Source organism: Bacillus sp. T17B1, from assembly GCF_026796395.1.
In the GTDB taxonomy this organism is placed as follows: domain Bacteria; phylum Bacillota; class Bacilli; order Bacillales; family Bacillaceae; genus Bacillus; species Bacillus spizizenii_A.
Genome location: NZ_JALAYA010000026.1, coordinates 1 through 14,190, shown reverse-complemented (window position 1 = coordinate 14,190; position 14,190 = coordinate 1). Strand labels below are relative to the sequence as shown.

The following is a 14,190-nucleotide window of genomic DNA, read 5'->3' as shown; positions in this document are numbered from 1 at the left end:
AGTTTCCTTTGTGCAAAAATATCGCGTTTGTCCATTTTTGTCAAGCAACAAATGCATAAAAAAACCGGCTGGGCAGCCGGTCCAAACGAGAAGGGATGTATTCATCGAACGCTTTTACTATAACAGCACACTGACACTCGCTCAAAATGGCAAAATGCTTTTTTCTCATCCATGTTGTGTGAAAACATCCATTTTGGTCACATATTTTCGCATAATGTCCTGATTCACTTCAACCCCTAAACCAGGCTGTTTTGACACAGAAATAAACCCATTATCGATACGGATATCAGGGGTCACAATATCCTCATCCCAATAGCGTGAAGATGATGAAATATCACCGGGTAATGTGAATTGCGGCAGTGAAGCTAGCGCCACGTTTTGCGCTCTGGATATGCCTGTTTCCAGCATTCCTCCGCACCAAACCTGCATATGATGCTCTCTGCACAAATCATGAATTTTTAAGGCTTCTGTTAAACCGCCGACTCGGGAAGGCTTAATATTAATGATTTTACAGCTTCCGAGCTCAATCGCCCGTCTCGCATCATCGGCTGAACAAATGCTTTCATCAAGGCAAATGGCCGTTTTCAAATGTTTCTGCAAGTGGCGGTGGTCAACGATATCGTCAGCTTGGAGCGGCTGCTCAATCATCATCAAATGATAGTCGTCAAGCTCCTTTAATCGGCTGATATCCTTCAGTTCATAGGAGGAATTGGCATCGGCCATGAGCGGGATGTTTGGGAATCGGCTGCGGATGGCCTTAACCAATTCCACATCCTGTCCAGGCTGAATTTTTATTTTTATTCTTTGATACCCTTCTTTTTGATAACTCTCAATTTCCTTCAACATATCATCTAGGGGCGCCAGGCCGACAACCACCCCAGCAGGCACTTTATCTCTTGTCCCGCCCAATGCCTCAGCGAGGGATATGCCCTTCTTTTTCGCAAAGATATCCCAGACAGCTGATTCAAGTCCCGCTTTTGCCATCCGATTTCCTTTATAGCGCGCCAAACTGTCCGGAACGTCGGAAGGGTGATTGAATTCACGCCCCACAACATTGGGAATAAAAAAATCCTTTAACATGTGCAAACATGTTTCAATGGTTTCCTCGGTGTACCAAGGCGAAGAGAACGCAGACACTTCTCCCCAGCCTGTGACACCGGATGTATCAATAGCTTCCACAATTAGAAATTTCCGCTCTTGAAGCGTTTCAATACTGTTTTTAAACGGTTTCTTTAAATTCATGCTCAAATGGTAAAGCGTAATTTTCTCTATTTCGATCATAGCAGTTCTCCTTTACGCGCATCCTTCAGCTGATTTCGCATGAGCTTATTAGACGCATTGCGCGGCAGGCAGTCCAGTTCAAAGAATTTTGCCGGAATTTTATACTTTGCCAAGCGTTCTTTGCAGTAGGCGGTCAATTCTTCTGCGCTCACAGGCTTGTGAAGGACAAGGTAGGCGTGGGGCACTTTCCCCCATTTTTTGTCCTCTGCCCCTGAAACACCGGCTTCGGCTACAGCGGGGTGTGAAAGCAGCACTGACTCCACTTCAGCCGGATAAATGTTTTCACCGCCTGATATGATCAAATCTGAACGTCTGTCCAGTACATATAAAAAGCCTTCGCTGTCCAAATACCCAAGATCACCTGTTTTCAGCCAGCCATTTTGAAAGGAGGCTTCGTTTGCGCTCTCCCGGTTAAAATAGCTTTTCATCACATTCGGGCCTTTGACCATGATTTCACCGTGTTCAAACGGTTTACACGCCTGTCCGTCCCGCTCTATTTTGATTTCGCATGAAAACAGCGGTTTACCCGCAGATCCGAGTTTTTCCATACTGAATTCCGGCGACAGGGTAACAATTTGTGAGCATGTCTCTGTCATTCCGTATGACTGAAAGACAGGGAATCCTTTCTCGCGGCACTCCTCAAGCAATGGCAGCGGTGCAGGGCCTCCGCCGAGCAGAATGCACCTGATGGTTTCAGGGCAGCGGCTTGTTTCTTCCAAAAGACTGGCCAGCATTGTCTGCACCGCCGATATCATTGTCACTTGATGCCTGCTGATAGAATCCAGCACATCGCTTACGGAAAAACGCTGGTGAAGCACGACAGTCATTCCATAAATCACAGATTTAAATAACGCGGACAATCCGCTGATGTGAAAGAGTGGCAATGCGATAAGCCAGCGGTCTTGTTCTGTTATACCCAAATTAAGCGCGGATGACACCGCACTGAAATAATGGTTTCCGAACGTTTGCTGAACCCCCTTGGGCTTGCCTGTCGTACCCGAGGTATACATCAGCGTTGCCGTTTCATCCAATTGCATATAAGGCTGGATCTCAATTTCTTCAGCGGCTTCTTTCATCAGTTCGTCCACATCAATGGTTTTAACGGTATGCTCATAATCTTGCTGGTCAAAGTTTGAATCTGTCAGTAAAAAGCGGGCGCCGGAATCCTCCAGCTGAAACAGCCTTTCAGGTGTTGACAGCTTCGTATTCAGAAGTACCGCCTTCACACCAAGCAAAAAACAAGCGTGAACGGCGTAAACCATTTCTGCACGGTTTTGGAGCAAAATCGCCGCAGTATCTCCTTTTCGAACCGAATGAGCAGCAAGCTGCGCCGCCATTCGCTTAGACGCAGCAAACAATTCTGCAAATGTCACGGTTTGGTCTTCATAGATGAGAGCGATTCTCTCAGGTGTCAGCTGTGCCCGCTGTATGAGCCAGTTGGGCTGTTCTGTCAGCATGTCATCATCTCCGAGGTAAAATGTCTGTATTGAAAAGAAAACAGCTTGGACCGCAAAGTCTCAAGCTGTTTGTTTACTAAATATTGCTGATCACGGGAAACGAGGGAACTGTCCGAAATCAGGTTTGCGTTTTTCCTTAAAGGAATCACGGCCTTCTTTTGCTTCATCAGTTGTGTAGTAAAGAAGGGTAGCATCCCCTGCAAACTGCTGAATTCCAGCAAGTCCGTCTGTGTCCGCATTAAACGCAGCTTTAAGAAAACGAAGTGCGGTCGGGCTTTTTTCAAGCATTTCTTCACACCATTTAATCGTTTCTTCTTCAAGTTGTTCCAAAGGAACAACTGTGTTGACAAGACCCATGTCAAGCGCTTCCTGTGCGTTGTACTGACGGCAAAGGTACCAGATTTCACGGGCTTTTTTATGTCCTACAATTCGAGCTAAGTAGCCAGAACCGTAACCAGCATCAAAGCTTCCCACTTTAGGGCCAGTTTGTCCGAAAATCGCGTTGTCGGCAGCGATTGTCAGATCACATACGATGTGAAGCACATGGCCTCCGCCGATTGCATATCCGGACACCATCGCAACAACCGGTTTTGGAATAACGCGGATTAAACGTTGAAGATCCAGTACGTTTAGACGCGGAATCTGGTCGTCTCCTACATATCCGCCGTGGCCGCGCACTTTTTGGTCTCCGCCTGAACAAAACGCTTTGTCTCCGGCACCGGCAAGCACGATAACCCCAACGTTTTGATCATCTCTTGCGTCAGCAAACGCATCAATCATTTCAGCAACCGTTTTAGGTGTAAACGCGTTATGTACCTCAGGGCGGTTGATTGTTATTTTTGCAATACCATTATACGTTTCATACAATATTTCATCGTATGTCCGTTTTGTTTTCCATTCTGCAGCCATATGATGACCTCCTTTATTCTCTATGTGAATGAGTCAAGCTTGTCAAAAACTCACTCACTATTTTACCAAAAAATCTCGGTTGTTCCACATGGACCGTATGGCCGGCTTTTGGAACAATCTCTATTCTACTAGATGGAAGCTTCTTATGCACCTCTTGATTAATGGCGCAAAACTTTTTGTCCCACTCCCCGCAGATTAGAAGCACAGGCACGGCTATTTCTTCTACACGGCTCCACAAGGAAGGCTGTGAACCAGTGCCCATGCCCGTTAAACTATTTGCAAGCCCAATCTTATTGTTTCGCAGACGGCCGGATCGTATCCTGTGCCGAATATCTTCAGCCAGCCGCTGCTGGGATGAAAACAAAGGAATGTTCTCCCAATACTGCACAAAGGCTTTGATCCCGTCACGCAAAATAAAATCGGCAAGCACCCGGTCCCGCATGATTCTCTCACGCCGTTCCTCAAGCGTTTTGAGCCCCGGCGTTGTGCTTTCTAGCACCAGTGCCGATACCCGTTCGGGATATGCCACCGTAAAAGAATAAGCAAGCCTTCCTCCCATAGAATACCCAATCAATTTCACTTTGTGAAGTTTTAATTGATCAAAAATCTCTGCAAGGTCAGAAACTTGCCGGTTTGTGCTGTATCTTCTCCCATTCAGCGGGGCATCGGTTTCGCCATGCCCTAGACAATCAATTTTGATCAAACGGGAATCAGGCAGCATCCCATCAAGGAAATTCCATGATTGTTTGCTGCCGGTAAACCCGTGCAGACAGACGACGGCCTCGGAAGCATCCGGCCGCTCATCTGTCACAGCATATCGGACACCGTCTGAAACAGTTATGTTTACAGTTCCCAATGTTTTTTCACTTCCCGCACTGCCTCGTTCAGCATATCGCGATGGAGCTGAACTCTCGATTGGCGATCCGTTTTGATTTCTATCAAATGGAGTCCGGGCTTGTCTGCCTGGGGCGCGTAAGCTGTTTCGAATTCATCCCACGAGGCCGGGCATGAATATGTTCCGCCGTATAGTGCAGCCGCATGCTTGAAATCGAGCCCTGTCGGTGTGCCGAACAAATCTTCAAAGTGTGTCTTTTCAGAAGCCTGCGGCAAAAATGAGAAAATCCCTCCGCCGTCATTATTCACGAGAATCACAGTAAGAGGAATGCCCAGCTTTTTGGCCGCCAGCAGTCCGTTTAAATCGTGATAAAAAGATAAATCTCCAATCACGAGTGTAACAGGCGCTTTTGTTCCTTCACATACCCCCATAGCAGAGGAGACGACACCGTCTATCCCGTTTGCGCCCCGGTTTGAATAAATTCGGAAAGCACGTTCCTGTTTTTCAAAAAATGTATCAACATCCCTGATCGGCATACTGTTACCGACAAACAGAGAGCTGTTTTCAGGCACAAGATGCTGAAGAATTCGATAGAGATTGCCTTCAAATGAAACCTCTTCACTGCTCATTGTTTGCAAATGCGCACGGAACCGTTCATTGACAAACTGCCACTTTTCCAGCCATTCTGATGATCTAATCCTGTCAGTATGTTCTTTTATGATGGCTTCAGAAAAAGATGATGCGTTGCAGTGAATCATATGCGCGCTTGCCTGTGTCGGGTCTCTCCACCCTCCATCTTCGTCAATCACAATTTGCTGAATTGCCGGCTCATCCCTGAGCCATAAGAAAACCGGTTTTGAGACAGGCATCGGCCCAAAACGAATGACGACATCAGGACGCAATTTCGCCTTCAGCTCATCATCTTTTAAAAATGAATCATACGCATCAATGACAGTGCTTTTATCATGAGCGCCGTTCCTCAGATTAGACAGCGGGTCCGCTAAAATCGGATACTGAAGCGCTTTTGACAGCGCAATAATGTGTTCTTTTTCCTTATCACTGTGGAGCTCTCCGCAGACGATCATTCCTTTTTCAGCCTTTGCCAGCATTGCAGCTACATCAGAGAGGGTTTCGCGGTCAACAGACTGCGTACCCGTTTTTACAGACACATGACGGCCTGTTCTCATTCTTGCAAACGGCTCATCCGAAAGATCCGGCATCAGCGGTTCACGCAGCGGCACATTCACATGCACAGGTCCCATTGGGCGCTTTTGTGCTTCCCCGGCGGCGCGGCCGGCCAGTGTTCGAATATATCTCAGCATTTGCGGAGACTCTTCAGGTAGAGCAGAGTCTGTGAAAAACTTAACAAAGTTACCGAATAAGAAGTGCTGATTAATAGCCTGCGGTGCGCCTACCTCGCGCAGCTCGTGAGGCCGATCAGCAGTTAACACAATAATGGGCACTCTTGAATAATGGGCTTCAATCACAGCCGGATAAAAGTTGGCCGCGGCTGTTCCTGATGTACATATCAAAAGCACGGGACGCTGCTTCGCTTTTGCCAGCCCTAAAGCAAAAAAACCGGCAGATCTTTCGTCAATTTGGACATGAATACTGATATCGGGATGCGCGGCTGCAAGAATAGCCAGCGGTGTGGATCTTGAGCCCGGGCAGACGACGGCATCCGTAATCCCGGAAAGGGCGAATTCATCAATAAAACTTCCGATGTAATGAGTAATTGGGTTGGCTGTCAACGCCTCTCACCTCCTAATGCAGAGATCATCGGCTTCAATTTAATCTGTGTTTCTTCATATTCAGACTGTGGCTCCGAATCTTCCACAATGCCGCACCCGGCAAACAGCCTTGCTGTGCTGCCTTCGATCAGTCCTGAGCGAATGGCCACTGCGAATTCTCCGTTATCCTGGCTGTCAATCCAGCCGATAGGGGCCGCATACCAGCCACGGGACATTGGTTCGATCTCTCTGATCACTTCAACGGCTTTTTTTTGAGGTGCTCCCCCAAGCGCCGGCGTAGGATGCAGTTTCTCAATTAAATCAAAAAGTGAAGCAGATTCACGAAGCTGCCCGACAATCGGCGTAAATAAGTGCTGAACACTTTTCGTTTTATACAACACAGGTCCATCAGGCTTTTCAACCTCAGAACAGCTTGATGCAAAAGCATTATGAATCATGCCTACAACAATATCATGCTCCAGCAGATTTTTCTCATCGTTTAATAATTCTAGGCCTATCCGGCGGTCTTCTTCTTCATTCGTGCCGCGTTTAATGGAGCCTGCCAGACAAGAAGACATGACAGTGCTGCCGTCTTTTTTAATCAGTCTTTCTGGAGACGCGCCGACAAAGGTTTTTCCTTCCTGCTCGATTGCAAAAACATAGCTTGTCTGCTGATCGTTCAGAAGCGTTTTAAGCACCGGTTCAATTTGGATCGGCCCTTCAAACGTGAGCAGCAGCTCTCGGGCAAGAACCACCTTATCATATTGTGCCTCTTTCATTTGGCTTGTTGCCGTTTCGATTGCTTTCAGCCAATCATCCTTATCCAGCTCTTGAGATGCTGTAATTTCAGCTTGATCTTCTTGGTGTAAAGCAGGAACCTTACATTCGGCTGCAAGAGACTTTAAGCCTTCCAAAACTGTCTCTGCGTCTTCCTCTCCGCTTACCCATCTGTTGACTGTTAGAAACGGGCCTTCGGCAGTCATCGTCAGCATAAGCGCAGGCATAAAGAAATCCCCTTCCGAGAAATGGTCCCATTGTGTACCTCTTTCTTCGCAAGGGTCAAAGGAAAATCCTCCGAATAACACAGGTCCCACTGCAGAATGCTGCAGCTTTTCTTCTTCATAAATATGAAAAGCCGTCTTTTTAAAGCGCTCCCATTGTTCAAAAACCTCGCGATACCGCTCGCTGTTTTTTTGATTTGTCTGGAAAACCGCTTCTTTGCCAAGACCGACTATTGTCAATTCACTTTCAGGATCTGACCAAAAAAATCGATTGCCTGTATATTTTTTTGCTCCGTAATTGAAAAATGATAGAGGGTCAAGAGACTCGATTTGTCTCGAATAGCTTATTAAGACAGCATGGTTGACTTCTTTGGCTTTATGTAATGCATGTAGAACTTCCTTTCGGAACGTACGCTGCACCGTTGTCACCATGAGACATTCCTCCATAATCCTTAAAATGCTTTTAATACCATACACCTGTGTCTCCTTTGTGTCAAACACACAGATCCTGCAGTCCAAATGGCCTGCCTTACCTATTATAAACCTAATTCCAGAAATGAAAAAGAAACAAACCTTAAATTTCTTTCTCCACTGATAGCAAAGGTTGTATCCGCTTACCATATAAGGAAAATCTCCTATATTCCTCCACTCGTCATTTATGAAAGTTCTCAGGCGATCTGTTCATACTAAAGGTATGCACCACAGAGAAACGAGGCGATCACATTGCTTACAAAAGACCAGCTTCAACACTTGAAACAGGAACTGGAACAAACAAAAGAAGATATCTTAAACCGTTTCAAAGACAATGATCATTTCCAGCTTAACTCTGCCTTTCCTTATGATTCATGGGGTGAGCTTTCGGCTTACGACAACCACCCCGGCGATCAGGCGACAGAGCTTTACGAGCGTGAGAAAGACATTGCCCTCGACTTGCATGAGAGAGAGCACCTCCGAGACATTGAGCATTCATTGAAGGCGATAGAAAACGGTACGTACGGTATTTGTGAAGTCAGCGGAAAGGAAATCCCTTACGAACGTCTTGAAGCGTTTCCAACTGCCACAACGCTCGCAGAGTATTCGTCACAGGATGTCGTTTCCAAAGACCGTCCAATCGAAGAAGAAACACCTTTCGGGCAATTTGAATTTGACGATGATGAAGAAATCAGAGCACCTTATGACAGTGAAGATTCCTACCAGGACGTCGAAAAATACGGGAATTCGCAAACACCGCAGGATATGGAAAACCCTCCGCTCAGCTATGATGATATGACGATGAATGCCGAAGAAAATATCGGCAATACGGAGTCGTACGAAAATTTCATCGCTACAGATATCACAGGCAAAGAAATTACAGTTTATCAAAGCAGAGCTCATGAGCGTTATGAGGAAGAACTCGATGAAGAGGGAATCATGACAACATTCGGCGACCTCCACGCTGATTGAACCCCCGGTTGTCGGGGGTTCTTTTACGTATTCAGCATATCGGGACTAGCTTCTAATGTTTCCAGCTCATCAAAAGTATACGGTGTAAAAATTTAACGCCCTGCTGCGGTATGTGACAGTGGGTTTTGTTTAGGCTTTTTCACATATTCTAGTCCCCTTTTATCACAACGCATTGTTCCCGTCGGCAAGAATGGCCGCTTTTTCCCCTCAGCTGCTGGCTGTGAATTACATGATATTCCAAAAGCATACCCCGATGTTTGTACATCAGAAATGAGGCGAAAAAACTGGGCATAAAGCGGAATCACGAACCAGCCCTTATTTAATAGGATATTGGTATATGATCAGTAATTTTGCTTCAGCAAAAGCCGCTCACCATCTTCGGTAACGGCAGCAGTTAAAAGATTTTACCTATATCGACGACTGTGTCAAAGGCATCAACGCTGTTTTTGGGAAACCACATCTTATTGGCGAAACAGGGGAAGCGCAAAGGTGCTTTAAATCTTAAAGGTTGTCTCCCTCATTGAAGACATTTTCGGTAAAAAAGCAGCACTACACTTATCGGTCAAAATAATAGGGGAACCAAGCAAAACGTGAGCAGAGATTTCAAAGATGGTTTGGCCAACGAATTCGCATATTTATCGTCGCTGTTCAGGGGGAATGAAAATGAAGCTTGCCTTTATCTGTACAGAAAAGCTGCCGGCGCCCGCGGTACGCGGCGGCGCAATTCAAATGATGATCGACGGTGTTACGCCGTATTTTAGCAAACGGTACGATCTGACCATTTTTTCAATAGAAGATCCATCACTTCCAAAAAAAGAAACAAAAGACGGCGTACAGTATATCCATCTGCCAAAAGAGCATTACCGCGAGGCGGTAACCGAGGAACTGCGAGCCTCTTCCTTTGACCTTATTCACGTGTTCAATAGGCCTTTAAATGTTGCTCTATATAAAAAAGCCTCACCAAACAGCAAGATTGTTCTGAGCCTGCATAACGAAATGTTTTCTGAAAAAAAGATGACCTTCGCGCAAGGAAAAGAAGTACTCGACAATGTCTCCATGATCACAACCGTCAGCGAATTTATTAAACAAACGGTCATTGAACGGTTCCCTGAAGCCGAGGACATTACCCAAGTCGTATACTCCGGTGTTGACATCCACTCTTATCCGCCTGTCTGGACGCTGAAAGGTTCGGCTATCAGAGAAACATACCGGAAAAAATACGGCATTGAGGATAAGAAAGTCATTTTATTTGCTGGCCGTTTAAGCCCCACAAAAGGGCCTCACCTTCTCATTCACAGCATGAAACGGATTTTACAGCAGCATCCCGACGCTGTGCTTGTTATAGCAGGCGGGAAGTGGTTCAGCGATGACGGTGAAAACCACTATGTAACCTATCTGCGCAAGCTGGCGCTGCCATACAGGGACCACATAATATTCACGAAATTCATCCCCGCAGACGACATACCAAACCTCTTTCTGATGTCAGATGTATTTGTGTGTAGCTCTCAGTGGGATGAACCCCTCGCCCGTGTGAATTATGAAGCAATGGCGGCCGGAACTCCCTTAATTACCACAAACCGGGGCGGAAACGGAGAAGTTGTAAAACACGAAGTCAATGGTCTTGTCATCGACAGCTACAACAAACCCTCTTCATTTGCGAAAGCAATAGACAGAGCCTTTTCAGACCAAGAATTAATAAACAAAATCACAAAAAACGGCCGGCACAATGTAGAATCTTTATTTACCTTTACCCATGTAACCAAAAGGCTCAATGCCGTTTACCAATCCGTTCTGACACCGGAAAACAAACAATTACCGCTGCCTTTTCTAACAAAACCTTGATTTATCATCTTTCAACCAGCTTTTATGAAAGCAAAATCATAAAACCTACAGCTCGGGCTGAAATACGGGCTGTTTTTTACTGCAAGAGGTAGATTTGAATAACGCCTCCTTGAGCCGAGGGGACAGGAAGCTCTCTGTGGCGATCAGTGTTATTTTCAACATAGCTCCATTCCTGCAAGTTAGATAACGGTTGATTGAAAAACCAATTTGTGCGGAATGGAATTGCCCCAAAAACAAAACGGGTAAAAAACCAGATTCTTTTATAGTCAAGTTATAAGGTAGAAGTAAAACAGTAAAAAAATGTGACCTTTAATGGCAGAATCATCGACATAAATACCGTATCTTTTGATCTTCCTATACGAGATTTACAAAAAATGATTATTCCGCTTTTAGATACGTTAGGGATGTAGAAACATTTCATGTGATACTGAACGCATATGAAGCCAGAGGCCGACGAACAAAAACTGATATGCTGTTTCCTTATGAACTTTATGAACTTTACGATGTCATTCGCGAAAAATACGCCCGCAAGTCTGCTTTACCGCCGCAGGAAGACTTAGAGTCAGGCAGTTGAATATGAACGCGTTACAGGGATTTAAGACCATTATTTACCCCGCATATCGGGGGTTTGATCTTTATAAAATAAAGGGTAAGAATGAATGTAAAATAAATACATACGGAGGTTCAAATATGAAGAAGATTGTCGGCGCAATCGCGGTTTTTGTGATTACATATGCGTTGTTTTCAGCCGCAGACTACCTGTTTCCAATTGACCAAGAATGGTACAATTCACTGAAAAAACCGGACTGGACACCACCCGGATCTGCGATCGGCATCGTTTGGGCCATCCTTTTTGCCCTGATCTCCCTTTCAGCTGCCATTGTGTATGCCGCGTTTTCATTTAAAAATGCGAAAAGCTTTTGGCTTACGCTTTTGATTAATTATGTGCTTAATCAGGCATTCAGCTATTTTCAATTTACCCAAAAGAATCTGCTTGCTGCATCGATTGACTCCCTGCTTGTCGCCATCACTGCACTCGTTTTAATGATCATAGCGAGAAAATACAGCAGAGCCGCAAGCTATCTTCTTTTGCCTTATGTTTTATGGAGTGCGTTTGCGACATTTTTATCCTTCACAATCTATTCCATGAATCTGTAATTAAAAAGCCGCTTAAGCGGCTTTTCATATCATCGGCCTGATCCCCCAAATGTTTTTCGCATATTCCCGGATCGTGCGGTCGCTTGAGAAATATCCAGAATGGGCAATGTTTACAATCGAACGCTCAGACCATTTCCTCCGATCGCGATAATCAGCCTGAATTCGCTCCTGGGCATCTGCATATGAGCTGAAATCCTTCAGCACAAAATACTCATCATTATGCGGAAGCAGCGAGTCATAGATCGATTCAAATTCATCTGCTTCCCCTTCAAAGAAACCGTTGATCAGTTGATCCGCTACCTGCCTAATTCTGCGGTCATGATAATATTCCCTCGATCTATAGCCACCGTTTTCCTGATACGATAGAACTTCATCCGCCTTTAAGCCAAATGTGTAAATACAATCAGGCCCCACCCGCTCAAGTATCTCAATATTTGCGCCATCATGCGTGCCAATCGTCAAGGCGCCGTTCATCATGAACTTCATATTTCCTGTACCAGACGCTTCCTTGCTTGCAGTTGAAATTTGTTCACTAACATCTGATGCCGGAAAAATCCGCTCAGCCATAGAAACTCTGTAATTTTCCAAAAAAACGATCTTGATCAGCTGTTTGACTGCCGGATCATAGTTGACCTTTTCTGCGACAGAATGGATCAGCTTAATGATTTTCTTGGCATAATAATAGCTTGGTGAAGCCTTTGCCCCGAAAATAAAGGTTTGCGGATAGATTGAAAATCCCGAGTCCTCTTTGAGCCGATTATACAAATACATAATATGAAGAACATTCAGCAACTGCCGTTTGTATGCATGAAGCGGTTTCACCTGAACGTCATATATGAAATAGCGTATGGATCTGCCTTCAGCCTGATCTCACCGCTTTTCGTCACGATTTTATACTTATATCGTCCCTCTTCTCCTAAATCTGGAATAAACATCGTCCAAATGCCACTTTCATTCGCTTTGTGCATCACATGCTGTTCTCCTCTGACATCATAGTTTTCATTTATAGTATTTATTCGAAGAAATAAAAAAAGCCTTCTCATGAAAGCGCTTATACTCATTGACAATTAACTTCATTTTCCGAATATGAAGATTTTTGTTGCCTGTTTATAGAATATAGAATGATATCTAAGCCATATCAGCATTTATAAAAAATAAAGAAACCTTGCAGGATATGCAAGGTTTCTGGATGACCCGTACGGGATTCGAACCCGTGTTACCGCCGTGAAAGGGCGGTGTCTTAACCGCTTGACCAACGGGCCGATGGTTGAGAACTTATATCTGTAATCTTATGGCGGAGAAGGAGGGATTTGAACCCTCGCGCCGCTTACACGACCTACACCCTTAGCAGGGGCGCCTCTTCAGCCACTTGAGTACTTCTCCATTTGGCTCCACAGGCAGGATTCGAACCTGCGACCGATCGGTTAACAGCCGATAGCTCTACCACTGAGCTACTGTGGAATATAAGCCATGGTGGGCCTGAGTGGACTCGAACCACCGACCTCACGCTTATCAGGCGTGCGCTCTAACCAGCTGAGCTACAGGCCCATGACAGTTTAGAAATGGAGCGGGTGATGGGAATCGAACCCACGACATCAGCTTGGAAGGCTGAGGTTTTACCACTAAACTACACCCGCAATTTTATTTGGGGCGATTGATGGGAATCGAACCCACGAATGCCAGAGCCACAATCTGGTGCGTTAACCACTTCGCCACAACCGCCAAAATATATATTGATAAATGGTGGCTCGGGACGGAATCGAACCGCCGACACACGGATTTTCAGTCCGTTGCTCTACCAACTGAGCTACCGAGCCTAAGTATTTAAATGGCGGTCCGGACGGGACTCGAACCCGCGACCTCCTGCGTGACAGGCAGGCATTCTAACCAACTGAACTACCGGACCATATGTATAAAGTGAATTGTTGGTGTTGTACCCTTCAGGTACTCCTTGTTTCATTCACATATTTTGGTTGCGGGGGCAGGATTTGAACCTGCGACCTTCGGGTTATGAGCCCGACGAGCTACCGAACTGCTCCACCCCGCGATGATTAAGAATATATATGGCGGAGGAAGAGGGATTCGAACCCCCGCGGGCTTTGACACCCCTGTCGGTTTTCAAGACCGATCCCTTCAGCCAGACTTGGGTATTCCTCCATATAGTGGTGGACCTTGTAGGACTCGAACCTACGACCGGACGGTTATGAGCCGTCTGCTCTAACCAACTGAGCTAAAGGTCCATTGGTAGCGGCGGAGGGGATCGAACCCCCGACCTCACGGGTATGAACCGTACGCTCTAGCCAGCTGAGCTACACCGCCAAATAAATATTTATTGAAACCAAGTGGAGCCTAGCGGGATCGAACCGCTGACCTCCTGCGTGCAAAGCAGGCGCTCTCCCAGCTGAGCTAAGGCCCCAAGAATGGTCGGGAAGACAGGATTCGAACCTGCGACCCCATGGTCCCAAACCATGTGCTCTACCAAGCTGAGCTACTTCCCGATTTCATGTAGATTATGGCGCGCCCGAGAGGAGTCG

The 14,190-nt window shown here is 45.9% G+C and carries 8 protein-coding genes, 14 tRNA genes and 5 pseudogenes; 5 read left to right on the top strand and 22 right to left on the bottom strand.

Features of this window, described 5'->3' with window-relative positions:
* Window positions 1–165 precede the first annotated feature (165 nt).
* From menC to MOF34_RS13115, 6 genes are all read right to left on the bottom strand, one after another.
* On the bottom strand, window positions 166–1,281 hold the full coding sequence (gene menC, locus MOF34_RS13140; protein ID WP_268400446.1) for an o-succinylbenzoate synthase: 1,116 nt from the start codon (window positions 1,279–1,281) through the stop codon (window positions 166–168).
* Entirely contained in the window at window positions 1,278–2,738 is a 1,461-nt protein-coding gene (locus MOF34_RS13135) for an o-succinylbenzoate--CoA ligase (protein WP_268400445.1), read from the bottom strand. The genes menC and MOF34_RS13135 overlap by 4 nt, the downstream gene beginning before the upstream one ends.
* A gap of 90 nt (window positions 2,739–2,828) precedes the next feature.
* Window positions 2,829–3,647, bottom strand: a complete 819-nt coding sequence (gene menB / locus MOF34_RS13130) for a 1,4-dihydroxy-2-naphthoyl-CoA synthase (RefSeq protein ID WP_003219322.1) — start codon at window positions 3,645–3,647, stop codon at window positions 2,829–2,831.
* A 13-nt stretch (window positions 3,648–3,660) separates the two neighbouring features.
* Window positions 3,661–4,503, bottom strand: coding sequence for a 2-succinyl-6-hydroxy-2,4-cyclohexadiene-1-carboxylate synthase (gene menH / locus MOF34_RS13125; protein WP_019715486.1), 843 nt, complete (start codon window positions 4,501–4,503; stop codon window positions 3,661–3,663).
* Complete coding sequence (gene menD / locus MOF34_RS13120; protein WP_268400444.1) at window positions 4,491–6,233, bottom strand: 2-succinyl-5-enolpyruvyl-6-hydroxy-3-cyclohexene-1-carboxylic-acid synthase; 1,743 nt, start codon at window positions 6,231–6,233, stop codon at window positions 4,491–4,493. Before menD ends, menH begins: the two co-directional genes overlap by 13 nt.
* Entirely contained in the window at window positions 6,230–7,645 is a 1,416-nt protein-coding gene (locus MOF34_RS13115) for an isochorismate synthase (RefSeq protein ID WP_268400443.1), read from the bottom strand. Before MOF34_RS13115 ends, menD begins: the two co-directional genes overlap by 4 nt.
* Before the next feature lie 291 nt (window positions 7,646–7,936).
* On the opposite strand from MOF34_RS13115, the gene MOF34_RS13110 reads away from it, so the two are divergent.
* From MOF34_RS13110 to MOF34_RS13095, 5 genes and pseudogenes are all read left to right on the top strand, one after another.
* On the top strand, window positions 7,937–8,656 hold the full coding sequence (locus tag MOF34_RS13110) for a yteA family sporulation protein (RefSeq protein WP_268400442.1): 720 nt from the start codon (window positions 7,937–7,939) through the stop codon (window positions 8,654–8,656).
* A gap of 353 nt (window positions 8,657–9,009) precedes the next feature.
* Window positions 9,010–9,312 (top strand): annotated as a pseudogene (locus tag MOF34_RS20885) (UDP-glucose 4-epimerase); the annotation flags it as partial.
* 7 nt (window positions 9,313–9,319) lie between these two features.
* Window positions 9,320–10,526 (top strand): annotated as a pseudogene (locus MOF34_RS13105) (glycosyltransferase family 4 protein).
* Window positions 10,527–10,818: 292 nt separating this feature from the next.
* A pseudogene (locus MOF34_RS13100) lies at window positions 10,819–11,097 on the top strand (CotS family spore coat protein); the annotation flags it as partial.
* 91 nt (window positions 11,098–11,188) lie between these two features.
* Window positions 11,189–11,656 (top strand): TspO/MBR family protein, encoded by a 468-nt coding sequence (locus MOF34_RS13095; RefSeq protein ID WP_268400441.1) that lies wholly within the window; start codon window positions 11,189–11,191, stop codon window positions 11,654–11,656.
* A 24-nt stretch (window positions 11,657–11,680) separates the two neighbouring features.
* On the opposite strand, the pseudogene glgP reads toward MOF34_RS13095, so the two are convergent.
* The 16 genes and pseudogenes from glgP to MOF34_RS13015 form a co-directional block, all read right to left on the bottom strand.
* A pseudogene (gene glgP, locus MOF34_RS13090) lies at window positions 11,681–12,493 on the bottom strand (glycogen phosphorylase GlgP); the annotation flags it as partial.
* 2 nt (window positions 12,494–12,495) lie between these two features.
* Window positions 12,496–12,639, bottom strand: a pseudogene (locus MOF34_RS13085) (hypothetical protein); the annotation flags it as partial.
* A gap of 207 nt (window positions 12,640–12,846) precedes the next feature.
* A tRNA-Glu gene (locus tag MOF34_RS13080) sits at window positions 12,847–12,918 on the bottom strand.
* Window positions 12,919–12,948: 30 nt separating this feature from the next.
* Window positions 12,949–13,039, bottom strand: a tRNA-Ser gene (locus MOF34_RS13075).
* A 3-nt stretch (window positions 13,040–13,042) separates the two neighbouring features.
* Window positions 13,043–13,117: transfer RNA gene (locus MOF34_RS13070), tRNA-Asn, on the bottom strand.
* A gap of 10 nt (window positions 13,118–13,127) precedes the next feature.
* A tRNA-Ile gene (locus tag MOF34_RS13065) sits at window positions 13,128–13,204 on the bottom strand.
* Between the two features lie 15 nt (window positions 13,205–13,219).
* Window positions 13,220–13,293: transfer RNA gene (locus tag MOF34_RS13060), tRNA-Gly, on the bottom strand.
* A 9-nt stretch (window positions 13,294–13,302) separates the two neighbouring features.
* Window positions 13,303–13,378, bottom strand: a tRNA-His gene (locus tag MOF34_RS13055).
* Between the two features lie 19 nt (window positions 13,379–13,397).
* Window positions 13,398–13,473, bottom strand: a tRNA-Phe gene (locus tag MOF34_RS13050).
* Between the two features lie 12 nt (window positions 13,474–13,485).
* Window positions 13,486–13,562 (bottom strand) — tRNA-Asp (locus tag MOF34_RS13045).
* Between the two features lie 64 nt (window positions 13,563–13,626).
* Window positions 13,627–13,703: transfer RNA gene (locus MOF34_RS13040), tRNA-Met, on the bottom strand.
* A 17-nt stretch (window positions 13,704–13,720) separates the two neighbouring features.
* A tRNA-Ser gene (locus tag MOF34_RS13035) sits at window positions 13,721–13,813 on the bottom strand.
* A gap of 6 nt (window positions 13,814–13,819) precedes the next feature.
* Window positions 13,820–13,896, bottom strand: a tRNA-Ile gene (locus MOF34_RS13030).
* A gap of 2 nt (window positions 13,897–13,898) precedes the next feature.
* A tRNA-Met gene (locus MOF34_RS13025) sits at window positions 13,899–13,975 on the bottom strand.
* A gap of 24 nt (window positions 13,976–13,999) precedes the next feature.
* A tRNA-Ala gene (locus tag MOF34_RS13020) sits at window positions 14,000–14,072 on the bottom strand.
* Window positions 14,073–14,077: 5 nt separating this feature from the next.
* Window positions 14,078–14,154: transfer RNA gene (locus tag MOF34_RS13015), tRNA-Pro, on the bottom strand.
* Window positions 14,155–14,190: the final 36 nt, after the last annotated feature.